We start from the raw sequence: 19,975 nt of genomic DNA, 5'->3' as shown, positions 1-19,975 counted from the left end.
CGCGCTTGCGCGGGACTGCCGTGCAACTGCCTACTTATATGACTTGATGCAAGAGGTGGTGTTCGACCACCTGACTGACTAGGCTCGGGAAATGCGCCCCAGCTGCAAAATACAATAATGGTTCTCTGGTGCGCCTGCAACACCCGAAGGTCATTTTTCAGTTGCGTTGCCGCGGCCCCGAGGGCGCAGTAGCCATTCACGAGCGCGCCAGTGACCTGCACACCAGCCCCGTCACAGAGATCAATCCACATCCGGCATCGCCACAAAGTCCTGCGCATCAAACGGCTGCAGCAGTGACCTCGCCTCAGCGTCGGTTCGCGCATTCAGCCAATCTGGATAGTCGTCTGGAGACAGAACAACAATGCTTCGCTTCTCATCGTCCGGCTTGTGAAACCGTTTCATCAACGGATGTTGATCTGCGTTGATGGTCAGCATCGTAAAGCTCCAGCGTGCCGGGCCTTCATCGGCAAATCGATGCTCCCATAGGCCGGCAATGCCGAAGGGCTTCCCGTCTGCGCGCTGAATGCGCCAACGGACAGCCTTGCCGGACTCGTAGTTGGGCTCACAGAAGTGCTCAGCGGGAATGATGCAAAGCTGTCGCTGACGCCAGGCGGATCGATAGGACGGCTTCTCTGCGACGGTCTCGCTTCTGGCATTGTAGGTCGAGCGAAATAGATCCGGCTTCGCCCAATGTGGCATCAGCCCGAAGCTGCCGACCTGCCAGAGGCCACCGTCTGCATTGCTGAGGAACGGCGCGGCATACCCCGGCCACACATCCGTCCGGTAGCTTGGAAAGGCATCAATGTGCGTTTCGGCAAATGCCACCAGTCCAAGCGGACCCGGTGCTTTGTAGTTCGAACACATTCCCCTCTCCCCGAATCGGCAGTAGCGACCTGACTACGCACGTGGATCTCGACTTGGCGGTACGCCGTCACGCTTGCGAAGCAGCTTCTCGATGACGGGATGCCAATCCCGATCATACCGAGCATCACGCAGTGAAAGCTCCTCGCATTGCCACTCCTGGAGAACCAGATAGGGCCCATCCCCCTGGTCAATGCGCTCGTAACCGCGCAACTGGAATCCTCCTCTACTTATCCCAGTGAGTACCGGTTCGAAGAGTTCCGGCACGATCAGCTCGGGCCGCCCGCCACCGGTAGACAGGATGGCCGCGTTGCGCGTCTCGTTCCGCCGGACCCATACCCCCTTCATCGACAACTCCCCGACGTAGCAGGGACCATTGTCGACATCACGAGGCGAACGCCGATAGCCTCGGGTTCGCAAGAGGAGAATACGCATCCGCACAATAAAAGCTGTATGTTTGTACAGTCTTCATGGTAGCGTCCACACCGTCAGCTTTGCCAGCCCACCAGCCAGCGTGCGGAGGCCGGTTGCGGCATTTCGAGCCTCAGCTCACGCATAGACCTCATAGTTCATGCGCTTGAGCAGCGCCTTGACCGCACCCGTTCCTGCGGATGTCGAAATCAGGTCAATAGGGCGGTTGCGATCCAGGCCGATGGCGGGTTTCGCAAGCCAGGCTTCTGCAGCTTCCTGCGAGCCCAGGATATCCATGGCCTGTTGGGTCACGGATGCCAGGCGCAGAAGGCGATCACTGGCGCCAGGGCTCAGCAGATCGGTCTCGACTGCACGCTGGAGCGTGCGTTCGCTGACGCCGATCACGCGCAAGACCTCCTTGCGTGGCACCGTCAGAAAGCCGCTCGAGAACAATCTGGCGAGATCCTTCTGTACGCCCCGGGTGACGAGCATATGAAAACGGAGCTGGTCAGATTCCGCACCTGCATCACTAAGGGCCTTGGGGGCTTCCAACAGGTCAGCCAGCTTGGCGTAGAAGTTCCGAAACTTGTCGCTCACTGCGGGTCGATGCACGACCTCGCTGATATCGAGCCTGCTTGCCATGGAAGCTCCTCCCGTACGACAGGTGTCTTGTCGGGTGAAACACCTGCGCGCTGCATTGCGCTCAGTCTGTGCATACCCTTCACGCTGTCAAAGTACAGCGTCCGGGTAAAGCTTGCACGGGCCAGCTGCCTATCCGCTCATTTTGAGCAGTGCTACATTGCTGTACAGAGTCTACCTATACCGGAGCAAGCCATGCCTGACGTGCGCTCAATGAAGTCTGACGCAGCCCCACCGTATCGATTGGGGACGGGGCCGGCAATGCCTGCGGACAGTTCGGTCGCGGACTGGCTGTTGGCGCTGGATGCTCCGGAGCCAATGAAGCAGATCGGCTTCGAGCGCTGCGATTTCAAATCCTCATTCATGGCCGAACTAGCAAAGCACCTTGGGGTGCGCACGCAGCGTCTGTATGCCATCGTAGGCCTTCCTACGGCCGGTAATCGCAAGACCGTCACAGGCGCCCCTGCCCTTGCCACCCTGGGGCTGCTACGACTGCTGAAGCAGGTGCAGGAGCAACTAGACGATGCCGGCGACGTCGCGATCGGATTTGACGGCGCGCGCTGGCTGGGTCAATGGATCGAAAAGCCGTGCCGGGCCTTGGGCGGTCGCTTGCCTGCGGATCTGCTCGATACCCCGACTGGCACGAAGCTCGTCAGCCGCGTGATCGGCGCGATGCAAAGTGGCGTATATCTCTGATCGGGTGTTGGCCATTTCGATCCACAAAGGCTGGCAGTCGATCATCACCACCGGGGCAATACGCAGCGCCATGCTTGTGATGGGGGCTGTGCTACTCAGCTTGCTGAGTGTGCAGACCGAGGCGCAAGGCCAGACCTTGACGGGACGGGTTGTCGCGGTCGCTGACGGTGACACGCTGACACTTCTGGATGACCAGCGCCAGCAGTACAAGATCCGCATTGCTGGCATCGATGCTCCGGAAAAGCAGCAGCCGTTCGGGAGTGCGTCCAAGGCCTCACTCAGTGAGTTGGCATTCGATCAGATGGCGACGGCCGTTTGCCCGAAGCGGGATCGCTACGGCCGCAGCGTTTGTGTTGTGACGGTCAAAGGTCGGGATGTCGGGCTGGAACAGATCCGCCGCGGAATGGCGTGGTGGTATCGCGAGTATGAGCATGAGCAATCAGCGTCGGATCGTGCGGAGTATGAGCGGCTTGAGAACTACGCAAGAAGCTCAAAGCTTGGGTTGTGGACAGCCCCTGACGCGGTGCCTCCCTGGAGCTGGCGGCGCGCCAAGCGCGTCAATCCGTAGGTTGAGTTGGCCCGCGTCGGGGAAAAAATCGGAAACTCATGAGCGAGGACATTCGACTGAGCTATTCACTCAACAGTCATATCGAATTCGCTGCAGCCGAAGTATCTCCGGATCAGCAGTGTCTGCCACAAGGAGGCCAATCAGGAAGCGTTGACTCTTTATTTTGTCGGGTCGAGCCCACCAGAATTTGCGTACCTCTTGGTAGGTAGACGAGATTTTCGTCGGGAGTCATGTCCTTTCGGGCAATAGATTGCCTCCACAATCAGAGTGTGATTATCTGAGCAGCCACCAAGGGAGAGAGAAATGAAATGGTCAAACATGCTCCCGTAAGTGGGCTGCGGCACTAGTTCTAGAATCAATCACGGAGGTCGACATGGCAAACGTCGTTCTGCTCTTCGGTCATGGCAGCTTTAACCCGCTAGAGAGTCCAAGCAAAGCCACTATTCCAACTGGATGCCGGCTACTGCTTTTTGCACGTCATGGTGAGGAAATCAATGGTGAACGGATGACCCATATCACCTACTGGATTGATCACTTCGCCCCCGAAGCCAAAGCTGAACAATCAGATCTGCTCGCGCATTCCGCTTTCATGAAGCAAATGAAAGAAGACAACCATCTTCGCCGCGTAAAGAACGGCGGGGAGCAAGTTCATAACTATCGGCTGTTCCCTCCGGCGGGGCTGTACCACGATGTCTCCGGAGAAAAGTCGGAGACAGGCGTCAAACTGGTGATGGTCGAAGACGAGAACGGCGTACCTCTTCAATCACTTCTGGCTAAGTATGGGAAGCCGGGCAGACTCGTGATGTGGGTTGCCTGTCGGGCCATGACAGATAAAACCAAGAGGCGTGTTGATGGTTACAACCTTTCCTCCACGATCACGCACGTCACCCAGGGAGATGACTTGGTCCCCATATACCGACGTGAAAACGAGCCAAATGGATACTCGCCAAGCAGCTGATTCGAGTCTTTCATGAGTGACTACTTCTAGCCCAGGTGAGTTGAAGCCAGTCGGATCTGGATGATTTCGAAGTAGTGCTGGATGAGCGAAAGCTGCAATACCTAAGGGAAAGCCATCCGGAGGGCTTAGAGCGTTCCGGATTTGAGGGGCTGTCAGCATCAGACATCGCCGAGCAAATCCGCTGCAAAATCACGGCGAACTACATCTACAACTTAGCCCGCTCGGTGGATGGATCAACTATGAAGTTCAACATCCTGCTTGAAAACCCTGGCGTAGCACGTTTTCTTTGTGCCCTAGAGCATCGTCCACAAGACCGGCAGCTTCGGGTGATTACGTTGTTTTAGCTGCTAGTTGTCAGACTCAATGAAGCTTTCACCTAAAAGCCATAGCCCGTAGTTCGAACACTGGAAGCCAGGGAAGCTGAATGCGAGTAAGAATCTGAACAATCCGCTGCGGACTTGCCCGCGGCCCTGTGCGCATACCGAGCCCCTGCTGCGGATGTAGCATAGGGACCGAATCGGTTCTCGTGACGGCCTTCCGTTCATGCCACGACTTACTCAATCACCTTTTAGAAGGGCCGCCTTTGAGGTCTCACTTTAATCAGGAGTTTCAGATGAGCCTAAGCGAAATCAATAAACTGGGCGCCAGGAAGTACTTTGAAGACCGAGGGGTCTATCGAAATCCTTACGCTGCGGGAAGCCCTGAAGGCAATGAATTCGAACGTGGTTGGATGCAATCACTTAAGAAAAACGGCGGACGTCTCGTGAAGGAAAGTGAGCTTCAAGCTGAAAAGCTAGTGAAGCAGGCGACTTCTGACGATATGATTAAGCGTTATCGCGAAATCAAAGGTTGATGGCCTCCATCAATTTGAGGAAGCAGATCTTGAGGCCTAGGCAGAATTGACATGTAAATCCAAATTCCTCGAGCAGTGCTTTACAGTCGATTGTCGATGACGAATTGATGGCTGCGCTCAGATAGTGCCATCGCCCGACAATTTGAACGACTGTCTTCTCGCGATTTCAGTGGCAATCTCAGCAAGTTCTGGATGTACGTAGGAGCTGCTCTGATGCGCAATGAACGCAGCAGAGCTCAAAGAAACGCTTCTCTTTAGATGCTCATAAAGCAACACACCTCGTCCCAAATTCAGGTGCTGAAGTTTTTCGTGGTCCACATCTGCGATGTCCGCACACTTAACTGTCCATTGCTGAGTAGCTCCAATGTTCAGATTCAAAGCGACTCCTTCCGGGTGGAGTGAAACCCAAAGCGCGACTGCATTGGGGTCGCCCAACAACTTCAATAACTGCTCATCCTTTCGATGAAATGCTCCCGTTCCCAGCATGCCGTCTGCTGCATCCTCATCTAGGCTCGTCAGTGCTCGCCGAAGTGTGGCGGCGCAGTTCGAATCTGTCGCGCTGCGGCCAAATAGAGCGAAACCAACGCCAAGCGCCAACTTCGCCATAAATCTTATGTCATATTTTGCATAAATGCTCAGGTGCCCATGCCCAAGATCTTTGGCTGTCTGCAAATACGCGATCCTTTGAAGATCGAGTTCATCTGGATCACTAAAGCCAATACTCTTGACGTCTGCATCGAGAACAGTTGTCATCATTATTTTTTTGACCTTTCGTCCCGCGAACGCATCCCGAAAAGTTCGCCAAGCCAACCCGACATTTAGCTCTGATTTTATGGAAAAGGTGAAGTAAGCTCGACTCGGGGTCGACTTGGCGGTGCGTGGATTTCCGCCCGAATACCAATAGGTTCGCTTGTCGTCTTGGCGGATCCAATATACCTGCTCACCGTGAGGCCCCAGCCATATCTCGCAGACCTCGTCATCTTTAATTCCCGGCAGCTTCGCCTTCACTGCACCAAGGCAGTTCAACTGCATGCCGGCGTCGGCGGAATAGTCAAAGGTACGCTGCGTAATACCCCATAGTGCTTGATTGACGAACCAGCACTTTTCGAATCCGGCGTCGACAAAGAGTCCAAGATTATGGTTGCAGGGCCCGCAGACCGCACGAACTTTGAACTCGTCTGGTGCGTAAGCTCCGCCCAAAAATCTGGGTATGGTGTGCTCTAAGGTAAAAGCAGATTCCGGCTTATCTTCATTGCAATAGATACAGCGTAGGAGCCCCATATTCTGCCCTATCCAATTCTGTCATCAAGTCGCAGTAGCTCGGTTTTCTCAGCACTTTGTGAGCGGAAGTTTAGCGGCAAACGAAATTCCTGATCAGCTTGTCGAAAGAGCTCTGGATATGTCGATGTCCTGCATGCCATCTCTACCTGTTCTCCGAAGAGTACTCGCTTTACGAGGGTTGGCAGCGGATCCCGGGCTGCGGCGGTTTCAGCGCTTACGTTGTACGAGGAGTATGCGCAGTGATGCCTAACAGGCGGTCATCCGGGCCCGTGCCTACGCAAGACGGTTATGTTCCGTTGAAAGGCCACTCCGGTCCAGAAAGTTGTCGCCCGGGGACTGCAAGTGCCACTTTCGCTTTGGCCGAGCTTCGGGCTTCGAGTCTCGGACAGGTGTAGGGCACGCTAGGCTTATCTGCATTGACCGCCTCGTCGTCGGCCAAAGCAGTCTTTCGGCGCATCGCCCTGATAGGTCAGCTTCCGATCCACAATAGACGTTCGTAGTCTCGACGGCTCTGCGGCAGGTCTTAGAGAGGAGCGGTCGTTCAGGACATCTGTCGAATGGATACAACTCTGCCAAAACCGACGCTAAGAAGGCTGACCTTGGCTTCGCATCTTCTGTAGAAGAAAGTGCTCCAGTAACACATTAAAGGTCGAAAACGTCGTGTGAGGGGATAGCCTCATCCTCACCTCGCTAAGCGATTGCACACTTTCCAATAGAATGTCGAGTTGGGCCACGCTCGCTGAAGCGGCATTGAGCGGATGAGCGTTGATGTCTTGCCCTGCCGCCTCAAGCAGGCGCGTCTCTTCCTTAAACAAGTGCAGATTCGTGTTGAATTCATCGACTTGCCTTTTTTTCGGATAGCTGGGATCGCAGGTTACTTGGGCCGACAACAAAGCGTTATAGACGTTGCTGAGCATCCACCGATCCTGGAGTGCACCGTGGTCCAATAGGGTCACGGTGAGACGCGTGATGTTCCGGTCCCGATATTCCAGCCTCGTCCCGTCGCGAAATAGTATCGAGCCCGTACATCGCAAAATACGCTCATGCTTGAGCGCCTGAGCTTGAGACGCAAACAGCCCACCTGCAAAATCGAGCAGCGCATCGCCCTGAATGCCTGTCATAGCTCCTCGGGTCAGAGCCTTCGCTTTGCATTCGACGAGGAGAATATTTTTCTCATCCTCGAATACGAAATCGCACTCGCCGGCACCTTGTTCACCAAGAACATAGGTGGCGTTTTCGAAGCTAGGAGTAAAGCCGTGCTTTGCGAATAGGTGTTTCGTTAGCCGTTCTGCTGCGTCGCCTCTCAGGCCGGCAATTTCCTGATCTGTTTTGATGGTTTTCAAGGCTGCGAATGTGGCTTCGAACAGGGCAGGACCCAGTACCGAGGCCGCGGGCAGAATGACGCTGTTTTCCTTGAACAGGATGAGCGGCTTGAAGATTACGTCAGGACCTGCGGCCCCGAAGGGGGAACGATAGTTTTTATTGGCTTCTCCCTCTCTATGCGCAAAGAATGGCAACATGGAATTGAAGACTCGCGGGTCGATGCCGGTTTCAAGCAGCCTAGAGATCGGTACAACCAGAGTGCCCGGTCTGGCATGAGCTTTGAGAACGTGGGCCAGTTGCACCACATCTGCGACGTTCCAGCCGAGTCGCTGCTTCATGCCAGCATCGAATTCTTCGCCGAAAAAAACGGTGAGAAACTGCGGCGTAAAGCTGAGATGCCACTGACGAAGAGCGAAGCAGTGGTCGTAGTGCGCGACCTCTCTTAGTCCATCCTCCAAGGCTTGTGCATCCAATCCTAGAAAAGCAAACTGTGAGTAGGGTTCGAGATCGAGCATCGCCACTAGATCGCGCGCTAGGCAAACAGCCTTGTCCCAGAAGGACTTGGCATTGCGTTCGTTGGATCCGCCGGCCGGCAGCTTGACGGCAATGTTATAGAGTAGCCCGATCGGCAACCCAGGGGGCCGATAACCAAAGCCAACGGCATATTTTCTACCGAATAGAATTTGCTCGTAGGCGTAATCTTGGGTCTGCAAGCCAGCCTGCATGATATTCGCCAGCGCATTGTGGCAGCCTAGGCGAAGGAGACATTTCCAAATTTCGCCCACGATATTTTCGATACCCTCAGGCCTGATCCGGTATCGGCCTGAGCGGATCGAAAAGGCGTAGCCGAGCTGTCGGATCCGGGTCGCTGCGTCCGCAACCGCTTTCGTGCGAGCGTTCGAGAAGGGATGTCGCTTGAGGACCGTTAAGGCGCGACCTATGTGCATGGCTTCCAGCCAAGCCGACTCATCGTCAAGTGTTCGCACGAAGGCAGTGACTTGCGAAGAGGGAGATGCGCCTGGTTGAACTGGCCCGGATGGAATCCTCGTTCCGTCGGGCTTGGCGATTCTGGGCAGGCAAGCCGCAACGTTGTTGAGCGCGTCGGCGATTGGCTCGCTTACCCTATCCAGCACATTAGCCAAAAAGAAATGACTGGCTAGAGAGCGCACGGTGCCAACCGTTTGGCCAGTATTCTCCAAGACGATCAATATATCAAAAAGGCGATTCGATACGTGTTGAAGGCTCTGATAGCCTTCCAAGGCCTTATTCGCGGCCGCCTCATCGGTCATCGGCACTGCTGTGGCGGAATCCAGAAAAATCGCTCTTAGTTTTTCTACCTGATCGTCAAAGTCTTGCATCAGGGGTTCCTTGAAGCGCGCGAATTATATTTAAAAATGCAACCCTGCCACGATGACTAAATTGGCCGCTTAGTGGAGAAATCGGAAGGCAGCTTCGCACCGGTAGCGACCATTCTAGCCCGCTGGCATCGATAGCCGCAAAGGCCGAGGTTCGGACAATCGAGGAACGACAGCCTTCAAAGCTTTAGTCGACTCACCGTAGGCCAAAGAAGTCGGTAGCGCTGACTCAATTGAATGGCCGGTGTCTGGCACGTTGCTGACGTTGAAGGGGCGCGGTATGCAATGATTGTTATTGTCAGCTCGCATTCTGACGCTCACGCCTTTCCAACAAATGCCAAATGCGTGGATAATTCAAGGCCCGAGGAGAAAATCCCAAAAACATGGGGGCCTGAAACACAGAGGAGGTGTTTGGCGTCGTCGTTGCGTTCCTCGACAAGTGCAGCCCTCGCGACGCCGGTTAGGCCAAACCCCTCGCCAACGCTCTGCTTTTCTAGGTTGGGCCGCTTGGTGTGAAGATCGACTCGTACACTAACTTCGACGAACTCCGCTGGCTTCGCTGACGATTCATAAGGGATTTGATCAATGCACGTTCATCGCGTTTCCGCTGAGAACTTTCGGACGTTTGGTGCATGTCTTAACGGGAAGCACCTCGACATCCTGCTAAATAGGGGCCTGAATGTTCTCGTCGGCGAAAACGACGCTGGCAAGACCAGCATCATTGATGTGATGCGCTATGCGCTACTTACGACAAGTAATGACTTCGTCCGAGTCGAAGACGACGACTTCCATATTGACGCGGGCAACCAAGCCACCGAGCTATGGCTCGAAGTGGAATTGCGCGGACTAAGTAAGCCACAGCAGGCAGCATTATTGGACTGGCTTACACTTGAGGCTGGTGCTGAGCCCTACTTGATCATTCACCTACACGCCAGGCGCCGGCTCGGAGGCGTCGGAGGCGGTCGGCAGAGCAACCCTGCGGTAACCGTTAGCTGTGGCAAGGGTGGCGGCGGCGCTGAGATCAGTTCTGCTGCCCGCGAGTTGATTCGCGCTACCTACTTAAAACCCCTTAGAGATGCAGTTGCAGAGTTGAGGCCGAAGAAGGGTTCTCGTCTATCGCAGGTGCTTCGAGCGCATAAGGATGTCAAAGCCGAGGCCGAGAACAACTTCGATAAGACAAAGCCCGACGATAAGCCCACCACTCTCGTCGAAATCATGGCGCAGGCGCAACATCGCGTGAGCACCAGAAAGGTGGTGACTGACGTTCGGGACAAATTGAACGACGATTTTCTGAAAGAGCTCAGTTTCGACGCAACACCGCTGATCTCGGACATTCGTGTTTCGGCCGACCTAACGCTTGCACAGATCCTGGAGCGCTTGGAGCTAACGCTCAGGCCGCCCGGTGGTGTGAGTCAGGATTTGGTGTGCGAGCGCGGCCTTGGATACAACAATGTGCTGTTCATGGCAGCAGAGCTACTACTCCTCAGCAATGGCGGTGGAGATGAGCTTGCGCTGTTGCTGATAGAGGAGCCTGAGGCGCATCTACATCCACAGCTGCAAGCTCGCGTACTGTCCATGCTAGCGGATAAGGCGGCCACCAAGAACATACAGGTTGTGGTTACGACCCATAGCCCCAATGTCGCCTCGAGCGCACCGGTAGAGACGCTTACGCTGGTGTGCTCCGGGCGGCCGTATCGGCTCTCGCCGGGCGATACTTGCTTGGAGCCAGCCGACTATGAGTTCTTGCGCCGATTCTTGGATTCGTCGAAGGCAAACCTGTTTTTTGCTCGCGGTGTCCTCATCGTAGAGGGGCCTGCGGAATCCATCTTATTGCCGGCGCTGGCCGAGGCAGCAGGTCGATCGTTCGAAGCGAACGGCATTTCGACCATAAGCGTTGGAGGTGTTGGTCTATTTCGGTACGCGCGTATCCTTCAGCGCAAGGATGGCACTAAGCTACCAATTAAGGTCGCCTGCCTTGGTGACTCGGACATTGTGCCGAACGATGTCAGCTATGTGGAGGGACGCCAAGACAAGATCAATAAAGGTCAAGCGCTAACGAAGGATGGGAAGCAGCACATGCGACGTAAGGTTGCCGACTACACGTCGGCCGAGCTTATAGAGGTTCGTCAAGCCAAGGTCGACCGCGCAAAAGGTGGTAGCACCGAAGTGTTCATCGCAGACCATTGGACGCTTGAGTATGACCTGCTCCGCTCGGGGTTAGCCAAAGCAGGCTACATAGCGATACAGCTCGAGCAGGCGGAGGGCAGCAAGGGATATCTGACGGCCGTTGAGTATGACAAGGTCTATCAGGAAGCGGGGGAGGCGTTCGATTCGCTTGCGCTGTTCGAGCCTGAAGAGGCGATCGCCGCAGATGCGTACGAACTCCTTCACTCGAAGAGGGCCTCCAAGGCGATAGTTGCACAGTATCTCGCCAAGATGGCTAAGGACGGAAGCCTAGGCACAGGCGATGCGCTTCTTAAGGCATTACCCCCGTATATCAAATCAGCTTTGGACTACTTAGTCCCCGACGAACTGTAATGAGCGGTCCGTTCCAACTCACTCACGATGATCTGGCGGCGCTCAGTCAGTTCTTCCCTCATCTGAGTTTCGCCAGGCAGGAGCAGATCAATGCACTACTCCATGCGGCGACTGCCGATTTTCAGGCGGCCCCCGGCAGTGGGAAGACAACACTTCTCGGCGCAAAGCTCGCGCTAATGTCTGCTCGGTGGCCACATGAGCGTCGCGGCATCTGTATCCTGACTCACACCAATGTGGCTCGAGAAGAGATTGAGCGGTGTCTCAAGTCAGTGCCTCACGGTGACTCGCTTCTTGGCTATCCACACTTCATTGGAACCATTCAGACATTCGTGAATAAGTTTCTTGCAATTCCTTGGTTGCGAACCCTTGGCATTAACCTGCGAGAAATTGATGAAGAGGATTTTGCAGACAGGTTTTACGGGCGCGCATACCCTTTCTGCAAGGCTTGGGTCGATGTGAATGCTTGGGAGCGCGCGACGACAATCCGAAATGTGCGCTATCAGGGGGCCGAGTTAGCGCTAGTCAGCGATGCGGAGACGCCTCTTCCGGCGACTGGCAAAATGATCGATAGCCTGCGCGCGTTAAAGGCGACGATGGCGCGCGACGGCCGTTTGCGCCACGCAGATATGTTTGCGTACGCGGAGCAGGCGCTTGCCAAGGTTCCCGGCTTGGCTGAAGCGGTAGCGTATCGGTTTCCGAACGTCTTCATCGATGAGATGCAGGACACGAATGACATCCAACTCGGAGTCCTGTCTTTGGTCTTCAACGCGGGGACCATCGTGCAGCGATTTGGCGACGTCAATCAGTCGATTCTGAATCGAGGTCGTAGCGCGGCGCCTAACTCATTCCCAGGATTGGGTAGCCTTGAGGTATGCACCAGCCTTCGCTTCGGCATGAACTTCGCAGCGGTGGCGAACAGCGTCAAAGCAGTCGGCGGAGAAATCGACGGCCAAGGGCCACCGTGCCTCGCACCACCAACGCTCATTCTCTACTCAGACGCTACTGCCCAACAGGTTATTGCGCGGTTCGGCAATTGGATTGCCGGCTTCTTGCCGAGTGATGAGGTTGAGAAGTTACCCGTTAAGGCGATTTGTGCCATCAAGACAGAAGGGAACATGCGGCAAAAGGTTGGACGGCACATTACGGACTACTTCCCTCAGTTTGATGACGCAGCTGCCAAGACAGCCCCAAGCCAAAGATCTGTGGGGCAGTTGCTTCGGACCGCCGCAACCCATGTAACTAGTTCAGCGACGGAGAAACGAGGAGCCGCAGCCAGAACGGCATTGCTGTTGATGGTTCAAAAATTTGGTGTTAGTGGCTATAGGGATGCGAAGACTTGGCGTGAGTTAACATTGCTGGGAGCTTCCAACGTGGAGCACATTTCAAGACTACGTGGAGCGGCCCGCGATATCGTGCTAAGTCCATGTGACGTTTCGACAGACGCTTCATGCAAGACGGCCATACTGACGCTGCTCGTGTCGCTCGGCGACATCATTGATGGGCAAGTATCGGCGGCGGACCTACCCGTCGAATGGATCGTGGGCGCGAGCCCAAATGTGGCGGATAGACAAGGGAGCCCCAACATATTGCTTGTCGAGACGCGGAATATGAAGTTCCCGATTCATGTCGCCACAATTGCATCAGTCAAAGGCGAGACGCATCTTGCGACACTGGTTTTAGAGAGTTGTCGTAGACAACGGTACGACATCAAGGAGGTATTGCCTTACCTATGTGGCGATAAGAAGGCGGCAGACGTAACGGATGCGATGACAGAGGGGCAACTCATGAATATTTTTGTGGGTGCCAGCCGTCCGAGGAAACTGCTAGCGTTGGCCATGCACGCCGACCGTATGAACGATCGGACGCGACAGAAACTTGAAGAGGTTGGCTGGAACGTCCTTGACTGGACTACCGTCGTCTAACCCTTCAAGCCCCGTGTTCGCTGAGTGACAGATAACCGGACCATTGCGGCCATATTTTGCCGGAACACCAAATGTCGGCTATGGCCGAGAAGCAGAAGTTCAGGGCTACCTGCACCTGCTTCTCTTTAAACCCGTAGCGGTAGTTCAGTGACGACCAGGAGTGTGGTCAGCGGTCAAACAGACCGCAATCTACACTTCGGCCTTGCTCTTCGCTCCTATAGCTTGAGGCATCGGCCCTACGTCAAACAGCTCATTAGTTGATTGCCCGACGGTCATTTTGACGCACTGCGTTGCTGTGCTAGGCTGTTCTGCAATAGCCTGCTTTTTGGTTGGCTTCTGTGAACTGAGCATCTACGTTGTTGGAAAACGGTATTAAGCGGTTCACAAGGCGGATGCAGTAAGTGTTTGATTTTATTTGGCCTGCGCCGATTTTGACCGATTGAGCTGCACAGAATCGCTGTGCACGCCCATCAATTTTTTTGGCCTCATAACCCGAAGGTCACAGGTTCAAATCCTGTCCCCGCAACCAAGCCTTCAAGCAATCAGGCCAATCACTTCACGGTGGTTGGCCTTTTTGTTTTTGGTCTGCTGCGGGGCCCGTTCACGTCAGAGCGATCAAGTGGTGGGATTGGGTATCGGCTTTGAGCCGGGGGATAAAGACTTGGGGCGAGGGGCAACTACAAGATCTGCCGGCCGCAGCAATTCGACCCAGCGTGTTTCAGTCACAAAAGCGGTTGGCACGTTTGCCGGATAGCGGAGCCCGGCTGGGCTGCCTCCGCGAGACAGCCGCCGCGCCCAGCCCTGAGCGCGGTTCTCCTCGACTGATCGCCGCAATCCTGTTGAGTCTGCGGGCGCCAAGTTCCGGATGCGCTCTAGCGTTTGTAGAAGTACTGCTGGGGTAGTGTGGGACCCGGAGAGCCAAAGCTCCAGCCGGAGGGGAAGGAGTCCGGCACATTGATCAGCTTCGTGTTTCGCAATGCTGTGGCGCCGCCTGGACGAATTGTCCCAATGACATCGAATTCCTCGGCTGCGAGCGCGAGAATTTCGCGGAAAAGGGCATCCGCTTCCTTGTCTGTCTTGGCCAGTTGCCAGCGGTCATACAGTTCCAGGCGTTTCTTCATGTTGGGTAGCGGTTCCTCGCCCGACTTGCCGTTGGTTTCGTACCAGCGCACCCAAAGCAGGCTTTGCCGTGATTCCTGCGCATGGATGGTCAGGATGGAACGCATGTCCAGCGTGGGGTCCAGCCCGCCAGCAACACCATCGATGGCGGCCTCATAGTCATTGTTGCGGGCCCGCTCGTAGTGCAGCGAGCGTTCGACGGCCTGGATGACGAGGTCGACCCCCGCAGCCTTGAATTGTTTGCGCATCAGGTCAGCGATATCGAGGCTTTGCGTTGACGCCAGATTGACCGAGAGATTGATTGCCAGTCTCTTGCCGCCCGCGTAGGTGCGATAGCCGTCCGGGTCACGCGCAGTCAGTCCCAGTTGGTCGAGCAATGTATTGGCGCGTGACAGGTCCCGCTCGGTGTATTGCTTGGCGAGCTTTTCGTTGAAAAAGCGATTCTGGCGCAAAGGACCGATCTGCCATGGCTCGCCCTGTCCTAGAAAAACCAGTTCGTTGATCTCTTTGCGGTCCATCGCCAGTGAAAGCGCGATACGGAAGTCTTTGTTGCGGAAGAGCTCGCGCAGCGGAGCATTTTTCGTCGAATAGTTCAGGTACAAGCCGGCAGCATTGCTCGGCAGCTCGGGCAACGAGAGCAGGGTATAGCCATTACGTTTTGCGTTCTCGGCAAGAACGGAGCGGTTTTGCACGCCACCGATGTGACGGTTCTGGAAATCTAGCTGGCCACCGATGGCCGCGAGAACGATGGTCTCAACTTCAGAGATGACCTTGAGCTGGATGGTATCGATATAGGGCAGCTGCTGCCCTTGAGGGTCAACCTGCCAGAAGTACGGGTTTCGTACCATGAGCACGGATGCGCTGCTTCCGGTATAGGGTTCCTTGACCAGCCAGGGGTCCAGGCTCGGTTTTTCCGGGTTACCCCAGCGTGTGGCGAGTTCGATATCGCCGCACTTGTTGCGCATCAGTGTCCCCCAGTCGGCAAGCTTCGCATCGCGTAGCAAATCGTCCACCTTTGCGTTGTACTTAGGGTGGAACTGGCCGCAATAGTGTTTGGGAAACAGCGTGGGATGTTGCCCCAGCGGCGTCGCCAGTTCCTCAGGAAAGCGCCGGTAGCTGCCTGCAAAGCGGAACCTGACGGTGTAGTCATCGAGCTTTTCGGTGACAATCGGCTTGTCATTGATGACATAGCGCGAGGGCGTGACGCGGAAGAACTGCGGATTGGTGACGAGGTCGTTCATTGAGAACAGCACGTCGTCGGCAGTAAAGGGTTTACCGTCAGACCAGCGCATGCCGCGACGCAGGTAGAAGGTGTACTCGGTGACGTCTGCATTGCTTGTCCAGCGCTCTGCTACGTTGGGCACAACGCCGGAAAAATCAGGTGTCCAGCGAACCAGCCCCTGCGCGCCGATAGTGCGCAGAATGGCGTTGTGGTCTGCATTGCCCCGCAGAGCGGTACGCAAGCGCCCGCCGTAGGTGCCGATGCGCTGATGGGGCTGGATTACCTCGGGCTTCTCCGGCAGTCGTGCAGCAACGGGCGGCAGCTTGCCAGCGCGTACCTCTCGTGCCAGTTCAGGCGATTCTTGCCAGGCAGCAAGACAAGATGTTGAAGTCATGGCCAGCGTCGTGATCGTGGCAACGATGGTTATGAGGCGAAGCATGTGTGTCTCCTGCGATCGGCTATGCATGACCGAATTGCATTCTTGTCAGGTCTGAACGCGAAAGAGGCAGCCCGTGGGCTGCCTCTGCTTCCGTGTTGCTACAACTTGGCAGGCAGAATCAGAAATCCTTGACCAACCCCACGCGGGTGTAGCGCTCGTCACGCTTGGTCAGAGTGTCCGAGAAGTTTGCCTTGGTGCCGTCGTACTTGCCGCCAGCATAGGACTCGTTACGTGCGTAGTCCGTCCGCATGGTTGCGACGTAGAGATAGAGGTTCTTACCAAGGAACCAGGCGCCACCCAGCATGTAGCCGCGGCCGCTGTTGCGGTTCGAGCCGAGATCGCGAAGCTTCGAAAACTCTGCGCCGATCTCCAGAGTGTTGTCCCAGTTGTAGGACAGAACCATATTCGTGTTCTTTTCCTTGAATGCCGAACCGCCATTGGCATCTGTGATGTTGGGGTTGCGGCCCTTGAACGTGTTGTAGTTCATGCTGAACTTCAGGTCCTTGATGGGGCGAACCGTGAAGTGTGTGTGCGTGATCACCATACCGTTTTCGATCGTTGGCATCACACCCTGAGACTGGCGATTGATGATGTCGAAGTTGAACGTAAAGATGTTGTCCCCGACTGCGGTCTCAAAACCCGCAGCAGTGGTGCGCCCCGAATTGCGATTGCCGGGATTGGTGCCGCCCGTGGTCGTGTCGTCGTTGTTGGTGCCGTCCTTCTGGAAGTCGCCAAACGCATGCTGGCCCTTGATCAGCATCTTGACGGGGCCCGCCGACACAGTAGGGCTGACCCACTCAGTCACGCGTGCGGTCAGTTGGGATTCGCGCGCGCCGGAGATTCCGAACTTCACGATCTCCATGTCCCGGGGTGAAACCATATAGGGCTTTTCTGCAAGGTGAAGGTTGGTGATGTTGTAAGTGCCCCAGGTCAGTTTGCCGATCGGGGAGATCAGACCCATCACCTTCTTGTCGTTGTTGTTCAGGCCGGTTTTGCCTTCATGCACGTTCGTAAAGCGGAGGTCGAGGTCGACAAACGCAGAAATGCCCTTGGAGATGTCTTCCTTCACACCGACGGTGATGCGCGAGGTGCTGGCGCCGCCATCGCCCTGGGTTTCCGTCGTCACGCCACCGGTGCTTGCGCTGTTGGTGACTGCGCCACTCGCGCCGTAGACGGTCTGCAGGTTCTGTGTGCGCTTGAACTGATAACCGGCGTCGAGCTTGCCGCCAATCTTCACCTCTTGGGCAAACGCACTGCCAGAAATTGCTGCCATCACGGCTGCAGCAACGATGGTCCTTTTCATGTTCTCTCCTCTCGGCCAGCAGGTGCCTGCAAGGCCCCAATAGTTTGTGGAATGGCCGATTGGCCACTGCGTGCTTTTTACAGAGCAGGCGGTTTGGTCACAATTGAGATATGGGGTGCGCGGATTTATGTTTTTCTTTGCTGGGCTGCAGAAAACCGATTTGTGCATCGCGACACCACCTGTCGAAGCTTGCTGTTCGCCTAGTCATGGGTTCGGGGGCATTTGTTGTTCTGTGCGTTTGCACAACGGAAAATCCGTTGCGCGGACGACTGAAATCGCAATATCTCGCCGCGGTTGGGCTGGCTAGCATTCCCGCACAAACAGAGGCCAACCCAATTCGGCAGGTGGGCTTCAGGCAGGAGGAGTCGGGAATGCGTGTGCAGAACAAGTCCGCAAGCTTGTGCTTGCGCTGGATGTCCGTCGTGATGATTGCGGCGTTGGCTGCGTGTGGTGGGGGGGGCGGAGGAGGGGGGCAGGCTACTGGTGGCGGAGGCGCGAGTTCTGCGTCCTCCATTGCCGCCACTTCTGCGTCCAGCACGAATTCGGCTGCGTCAAGCGCTCAGTCGAGCTCCAGTACCAGTGCGTCATCGACGTCCAGCTCGGCGAGCAGCGGTTCCGGTGTTTCTTCGTCCACCGCGACCTCTGCATCATCGTCCTCTGCAACATCCTCGGCGTCCTCCGCATCCAGTTCGACGCCGAACTACTACGCAAGCTGCACATTCCCGGCGGGCGACTGGCGCAACGGCGCCTGGTGCTGGAGCAACCCGACAGTTGTCAGCGGGGCCGTTTCGAAATACGACCTGACCGGTTTTGCGAGCTTGCCGGGCGATAGCGTTACGGGGCTCGTGCCGGCAGGCGTGACCGGCGGCGGCGTCATTCCGGAGACGGACCCTGGCTATCGCAAGGTCACAACGGCGCTGGAGCTTGCGCAGGCCATCGTGGCGGCCAACAAGATTGATCCCGGCAAGACAGGGCGCGCCTATGTCATCGAGATCATGAACGACCTCGATCTTGGCTGGAACGAAATCGGCTCGGCTGCGCAGACATTGGCCAGCACGCCGTTCTCAAAGCATGCCAATACGCCAAAACTGCACCCGAAACTGATTGCATCGGATGTTTCCAATCTGCAGATTTCGCCAAAAAAGGGCGGGCTGACGATCTTCTCTGCCAATGGCGCGACGATCCGTCATTCCAGCTGGTCGATCAAGGCAACTTCAAACGTGATCATCCGCAACCTCAAGTTCGACGAACTCTGGGAGTGGGATGAGGACACCAAGGGTGACTACGACAAGAACAACTGGGACTTCATCGTCATCGGCGTGGGCGGTGGCCGGGTGAGTCATATCTGGATTGATCATTGCACGTTCAGCAATGCCTACGACGGCATCATCGATACCAAGGGCGGTACGAGCAACGTCACCTATTCCTGGAACGCCTATGTGGGGGATGACGGGGTGGCGAATGCCTTCAACCCGACAGCGAATCTCAACAGCTTCGTCTGGCAACAGATCAACAAGCTGGAAGAGAACAAGGACTCCTACCCCCTGTACAGCACGCTGCGCAACAAGATGCTGCTCACACCCGAGCAGATCGTACAGGTCATGCAGGGCACCAAGAAGACTATGGCGATTGGCGAGCTCTCCAAGGACGTCGTGAACCAGATGTCCTCGGTGACGCTGCATCACAACCTGTACCTCAACCCCGTCGATCGTCTGCCGCGCAGCGCCGGAGCGCAGGTCCACAGCTACAACAACTACGCCGACGCAACCAACCTGCTGGCAGCGAAACGCATGCGGGACGCTAAATTTGCGGCGATGAGCAGCGCAGATCAGGCGAAGTTCACCAGCGACAACCCCTACAAGTTCGGCCCCTCGCTCAATGGCAGCATCTCGGTCGAAGACGGCGCAATGCTGGTCGAAAAGTCAGTCTACATCGACGTGCTCTGGCCCTTGCGCAACAACCAGACCAACCCGGCGGATGCCAGCTACACCGGCAAGATACTGGGGCTCGATCTTCAGTACATCTTCCATAACGAGGATGGCACGACCTACACCGAGCGTGGTGACAGTACCGCTACCGGAAGTCGCCTCGGTCCGTTCCAGGACTCTCGCATCAAGCCTTTCGCCTGGAACACCACCCACGGTGGAGCGCCTTACACGCTGCCGGCCTCCGCCTATGACGATCCGGCAAGTCTTCTCCCGGTCATTCAGGCTGGCGTGGGCGCCGGCCGCCTGACCTGGGCCAAGGAGAACTGGTTGAAGGTCAAGTATTGAGCTTGCGCGGGCGCCAGGGTTTGCCTGGCGCCCCATTCGGGGCGGCGTGGTTCAGAGGGGCCGAATTGCCGCCTTCCCGGCTGAGCAGGCTGGCGCGCACTGCGTCAGAGGCAGGACGAACTTAACAACACATAATGGAGACAGAGATGCGTAAACAGATACTGGCGGGCAGCCTGGCTCTCGCCATGGCGAGTGTGGTGCACGCCGCTGGCGA

The 19,975-nt window shown here is 56.1% G+C and carries 13 protein-coding genes; 7 read left to right on the top strand and 6 right to left on the bottom strand.

All coding sequences use genetic code 11. The features are described from left to right. Positions 1-240: 240 nt before the first annotated feature. Positions 241-864, bottom strand: coding sequence for an SOS response-associated peptidase (locus ABEA02_RS19175; protein ID WP_345534713.1), 624 nt, complete (start codon positions 862-864; stop codon positions 241-243). A 546-nt stretch (positions 865-1,410) separates the two neighbouring features. Then, positions 1,411-1,914, bottom strand: a complete 504-nt coding sequence (gene parS, locus ABEA02_RS19170) for a type II RES/Xre toxin-antitoxin system antitoxin (protein WP_345534712.1) — start codon at positions 1,912-1,914, stop codon at positions 1,411-1,413. Between the two features lie 192 nt (positions 1,915-2,106). Between parS and ABEA02_RS19165 the strand changes: the two genes are divergently transcribed. The 4 genes from ABEA02_RS19165 (at position 2,107) to ABEA02_RS19150 (ending at position 4,986) form a co-directional block, all read left to right on the top strand. Then, on the top strand, positions 2,107-2,607 hold the full coding sequence (locus ABEA02_RS19165) for an antitoxin Xre/MbcA/ParS toxin-binding domain-containing protein (protein ID WP_345534711.1): 501 nt from the start codon (positions 2,107-2,109) through the stop codon (positions 2,605-2,607). Positions 2,608-2,614: 7 nt separating this feature from the next. Continuing rightward, the gene (locus tag ABEA02_RS19160; RefSeq protein ID WP_345534710.1) at positions 2,615-3,175 is read left to right on the top strand and encodes a thermonuclease family protein; all 561 of its coding nucleotides are present in this window, start codon (positions 2,615-2,617) and stop codon (positions 3,173-3,175) included. A 373-nt stretch (positions 3,176-3,548) separates the two neighbouring features. Beyond that, the gene (locus ABEA02_RS19155) at positions 3,549-4,133 is read left to right on the top strand and encodes a putative adhesin (RefSeq protein WP_345534709.1); all 585 of its coding nucleotides are present in this window, start codon (positions 3,549-3,551) and stop codon (positions 4,131-4,133) included. 613 nt (positions 4,134-4,746) lie between these two features. Next, complete coding sequence (locus tag ABEA02_RS19150) at positions 4,747-4,986, top strand: hypothetical protein (protein ID WP_345534708.1); 240 nt, start codon at positions 4,747-4,749, stop codon at positions 4,984-4,986. Positions 4,987-5,103: 117 nt separating this feature from the next. On the opposite strand, the gene ABEA02_RS19145 is transcribed toward ABEA02_RS19150, so the two are convergent. Beyond that, on the bottom strand, positions 5,104-6,267 hold the full coding sequence (locus ABEA02_RS19145) for an HNH endonuclease (protein WP_345534707.1): 1,164 nt from the start codon (positions 6,265-6,267) through the stop codon (positions 5,104-5,106). 584 nt (positions 6,268-6,851) lie between these two features. Next, on the bottom strand, positions 6,852-8,948 hold the full coding sequence (locus ABEA02_RS19140) for a hypothetical protein (RefSeq protein ID WP_345534706.1): 2,097 nt from the start codon (positions 8,946-8,948) through the stop codon (positions 6,852-6,854). A 582-nt stretch (positions 8,949-9,530) separates the two neighbouring features. Between ABEA02_RS19140 and ABEA02_RS19135 the strand changes: the two genes are divergently transcribed. Together ABEA02_RS19135 and ABEA02_RS19130 are read left to right on the top strand one after the other, a co-directional pair. After that, positions 9,531-11,483, top strand: coding sequence for an ATP-dependent nuclease (locus tag ABEA02_RS19135; protein WP_345534705.1), 1,953 nt, complete (start codon positions 9,531-9,533; stop codon positions 11,481-11,483). Further along, a complete protein-coding gene (locus tag ABEA02_RS19130) occupies positions 11,483-13,405 on the top strand; it encodes a UvrD-helicase domain-containing protein (RefSeq protein ID WP_345534704.1) in 1,923 nt (640 codons plus the stop codon). The genes ABEA02_RS19135 and ABEA02_RS19130 overlap by 1 nt, the downstream gene beginning before the upstream one ends. A gap of 872 nt (positions 13,406-14,277) precedes the next feature. Here the strand turns inward: ABEA02_RS19130 and ABEA02_RS19125 are convergent. Then, the gene (locus ABEA02_RS19125; protein ID WP_345534703.1) at positions 14,278-15,987 is read right to left on the bottom strand and encodes an ABC transporter substrate-binding protein; all 1,710 of its coding nucleotides are present in this window, start codon (positions 15,985-15,987) and stop codon (positions 14,278-14,280) included. Between the two features lie 316 nt (positions 15,988-16,303). Next, positions 16,304-17,488 (bottom strand): porin, encoded by a 1,185-nt coding sequence (locus ABEA02_RS19120; RefSeq protein ID WP_345534702.1) that lies wholly within the window; start codon positions 17,486-17,488, stop codon positions 16,304-16,306. Between the two features lie 371 nt (positions 17,489-17,859). On the opposite strand from ABEA02_RS19120, the gene ABEA02_RS19115 reads away from it, so the two are divergent. Beyond that, positions 17,860-19,761 carry a pectate lyase family protein gene (locus tag ABEA02_RS19115; protein ID WP_345534701.1) on the top strand — a complete coding sequence of 634 codons (1,902 nt, stop codon included), beginning with the start codon at positions 17,860-17,862 and terminating at the stop codon, positions 19,759-19,761. Positions 19,762-19,975 lie beyond the last annotated feature (214 nt).

The organism is Viridibacterium curvum (assembly GCF_039544165.1).
GTDB classification, from domain to species: domain Bacteria; phylum Pseudomonadota; class Gammaproteobacteria; order Burkholderiales; family Rhodocyclaceae; genus Viridibacterium; species Viridibacterium curvum.
The sequence above is the reverse complement of the archived record's forward strand: the minus strand, read 5'-3'. Positions and strand labels throughout refer to the sequence as shown.